General features: G+C 57.6%; 1 pseudogene. It reads left to right on the top strand.

Going from position 1 to position 1,114, the window contains the following annotated elements:
* Positions 1-923 (top strand): annotated as a pseudogene (locus H577_RS17880) (class I SAM-dependent DNA methyltransferase); the annotation flags it as partial.
* Between the last annotated feature and the right edge of the window lie 191 nt (positions 924-1,114).

The following is a 1,114-nucleotide window of genomic DNA, read 5'->3' as shown; positions in this document are numbered from 1 at the left end:
ATCTGGAAGCTCTCCCCGAAGACTGGATCCCCGCCACCTCCTACAAGCCTCGTGGCGACACCGCCACCTACGACGCCGCCTACACGCACTGGGACGTCGACGGGAAGTCCGTCCCCGCACGTGACTACTACCGCATCGCCTGGCGCGCGATGGCCGCCAACACCGGCGAACGGACACTCATCCCCGCGATTGTTCCGCCTGGCGGCGCGCACGTGAATGGGATCTTCTCACTGGGGGCGCCCACTCGCAAGCTTACCGATATTGTCATGGCTGCCGGTTTTATGTCATCATTGGTTTCAGATTTTGCCGTGCGTGCGACGCCGAAAAGCGGGATATACCAAGGAGTGGCAGAAAGGCTGCCCATAGTTGTTGACAGTGGCGCGCTGGGGCATGAGATCGTCGTTCGCATTCTGCGGCTGACCTGCCTCGTGCCTGCATATGCATCGATGTGGGAGCAAGTCATGACCTCGCCATGGTCTCCTGACGTTCCCCTGCGGCTAGCCATGGAGCGGCGCACAGCACAACTGGAAGTTGACGTTCTTGTTGCCCTAGCTTTAGGAATCACCGCAGATGAACTCTGCACGGTCTATCGTACACAGTTTCCGGTGCTTTATGGGTATGACCGAAAGAAGTATTTCTATGACGCGAACGGGCGGCTAATTCCAAACAGCGTGCTGGACACTTGGCGATCGGGCGGAGAGAATCTTGGCAGTTTTTCACGAGAGCAACTCAGTGCGACGCATCCCGGTAGCGGAATATGCTACGAATATATCCTCCCGTTCTCTCGTCTGGATCGCGAAGAAGACCTACGGGCCGCCTACGCGAGATTTCGCGGCATCCCGAGTAGTCCTTCGAACCGAGAGTACGCGGCACGCATATCAGCCTCGCGATCAGGAGTCGTGAAAGGCAGCTCGTGCGTGTAGCGGCCACCGCTACCAGGATGAATGGTTGTCAACTCATCTGATGAGTACATGCCATCATTCTCATTTCGCGAGCGCCAGATGGCCACGAGGGACCTCGGAACAAGTCGCCCGTTCACGTCATAAACGTATGTGCGCCGGTCATATTCGTAGAGAACCGGGAACTGCGTGCGATAGACCGTGCAGAGTTCATC

It is taken from the genome of Microbacterium luticocti DSM 19459, from assembly GCF_000422405.1.
Lineage (GTDB): Bacteria > Actinomycetota > Actinomycetes > Actinomycetales > Microbacteriaceae > Microbacterium > Microbacterium luticocti.
This window is presented reverse-complemented; position numbering and strand designations above follow the sequence as displayed.